Raw genomic sequence first — 2,090 nt, 5'->3', positions numbered from 1 at the left:
GGGAGGTACATTGGCGCTCCGCCCACGGGGAGGCGGACCGTGCAGGTGAAGCAGACCCAGGAAGAGGGACCACGATGTCCGACGCAACGCCGCAGCCGCTCGCGCCGCCGGAGGCCACCCTCACCCTGACGGTCCCTGAGCCGCCGGCCGTGGTCGCCGCCACGGCCGCCCCGAAGATGGCTCCGGCCGTCGAGGCCGCTGCGCTTCCGGGCCTGGACGCCAAGGTCGACGACTACCTCCAGACGCTGCTGCAGGCCGCGCCCCGGTCGCCGGAGTTCGCGGCCAAGGCCACCGACGTGCGCACCATGGGCGACACCGACATCCGCGCCGCCGCCGAGACGTCGAACCGGCTGCTGAAGTCTCCGGTGAAGGCCCTGCAGGAAGGTGGCCTGTCGCAGGGCTCGAAGGTCGGGGCCACGCTGCTCGAGCTGCGCCGCACCGTCGAGGACCTCGACCCCAAGGAAGCGACCGGCACCAAGAAGCTGCTCGGCATGCTGCCCTTCGGCGACAAGGTCAACGACTACTTCCGCAAGTACCAGTCAGCGCAGAGCCACCTCGACGGCATCTTGCACGCGTTGCGCGACGGCCAGGACGAGCTCGCCAAGGACAACGCCGCGCTCAACCTCGAGAAGCAGCAGCTCTGGAAGGCCATGGGGCGGCTCAACCAGTACGTCTACGTCGCCGAGCGGCTCGACGCGCGCCTCGCAGCCAGCGTCGCCGAGCTCGAGGCCACCGACCCCGACAAGGCGCGAGCACTGCGTGACGACGTGCTCTTCTACGTCCGCCAGAAGCACCAGGACCTCCTCACCCAGCTGGCCGTGTCGATCCAGAACTACCTGGCCATCGACATCGTGATCAAGAACAACATCGAGCTCATCAAGGGCGTGGACCGGGCCTCGACCACCACGGTCTCGGCGCTGCGGACCGCCGTCATCGTCGCGCAGGCGCTCGGCAACCAGAAGCTCGTGCTCGACCAGATCACGGCGCTCAACACGACGACGAGCGGGATGATCCAGCGCACGAGCGAGATGCTGCGCGAGAACTCGGTGCAGATCCAGCAGCAGGCCGCGTCCGCGACGGTCGGCCTTCCGCAGCTCCAGGCGGCTTTCGCCAACATCTACGCGACCATGGATGCCATCGACGCCTTCAAGGTGCAGGCCCTGGACACCATGGCGGCGACCATCGGCACCCTGGAGACCGAGGTCACCAAGTCGCAGGCCTACCTCGAGCGGGTCCAGCGCCAGCACGACCCGCTCGTGCACGGCTCACTCGATCTCGGCGAACCGGGCGGCGGCGCACGCTGATCCCGCGCTCAGGGCATAGTGAGCACATGTCGGGTGGTTTCCTCGGCCGTCTGTTCGGTCGCGACGAGCAGGGCTCCGCGAGTGATCGGCTCGTGGTGCCCTCGGTGCCGACGAGCGAGGACCTCCTCGCCTCCCTGGACCGGGTCGCCGAGATGGTCTCCGACGGGGCGGTCCCCGGCCCGGTCGCCTCGAGGGTGCGCAGGATCGACCACGTCGTGCGCGACACGATCCCGCGGCTGTCGCGCCTGGGCGCCGGCAGCCCTCGGGCCTACACGGTGATGGCCACCGCGACGAACTACCTGCCCGAGGCGATCGGCGGCTACCTCCGCCTGCCGCGCCAGTTCGCGGACAACCGTCCCGTGGACAACGGCAAGTCATCGCTCATGGTGCTCGTCGACCAGCTCGACCTCCTGGCGGCGACGATGGACCAGGTCTTCGATGCCGTCTGCCGTGAGGACGCCGACGCCCTCGTCGCTCACGGCCGCTTCCTCGCCGAGAAGTTCGGCTCGGCGAGCAACGGAGGGTCCCTCGACGTCGGTGGCACCGTGGTCCCACCGCTCCCGCCCCCGTCAGCGGCCCCGTCACCGGATGCGGCGCCAGCCGGGCCGCAGCGCCTCCAGCCACCGTCCGGGTCCGGGGCGGCATGACCCCGGCCCAGAACCACACCGACCCGAAGGCCACCCCGACGCTCGAGGAGGCGGTGGATGCCGTCGCGGCGCTGGCTTCCAGCGCCGGGCTCGACGTGGCGGCGGCGCGTCGTGAAGCCCTCCAGCTCGCCGCAGCCGT

2 protein-coding genes are annotated in these 2,090 nt (G+C 70.4%); both read left to right on the top strand.

Features of this window, described 5'->3' with window-relative positions; genetic code table 11:
* The first annotated feature begins 74 nt into the window (after nucleotides 1–74).
* A complete protein-coding gene (locus tag PLL68_RS10665) occupies nucleotides 75–1,304 on the top strand; it encodes a toxic anion resistance protein (RefSeq protein WP_324533908.1) in 1,230 nt (409 codons plus the stop codon).
* Nucleotides 1,305–1,330: 26 nt separating this feature from the next.
* On the top strand, nucleotides 1,331–1,951 hold the full coding sequence (locus PLL68_RS10660; RefSeq protein WP_324533906.1) for a hypothetical protein: 621 nt from the start codon (nucleotides 1,331–1,333) through the stop codon (nucleotides 1,949–1,951).
* Nucleotides 1,952–2,090: the final 139 nt, after the last annotated feature.

Origin of the sequence: Ornithinibacter sp. (genome assembly GCF_035443565.1) — a bacterium.
Classification (GTDB): domain Bacteria; phylum Actinomycetota; class Actinomycetes; order Actinomycetales; family Dermatophilaceae; genus Fodinibacter.
The sequence above is the reverse complement of the archived record's forward strand: the minus strand, read 5'-3'. Positions and strand labels throughout refer to the sequence as shown.

What these genes read in the sequence shown, in the direction of transcription:
- PLL68_RS10665 (WP_324533908.1), top strand. Translation starts at nt 75, where the DNA reads ATGTCCGACGCAACGCCGCAGCCGCTCGCGCCGCCGGAGGCCACCCTC.
- PLL68_RS10660 (WP_324533906.1), top strand. Translation starts at nt 1,331, where the DNA reads ATGTCGGGTGGTTTCCTCGGCCGTCTGTTCGGTCGCGACGAGCAGGGC.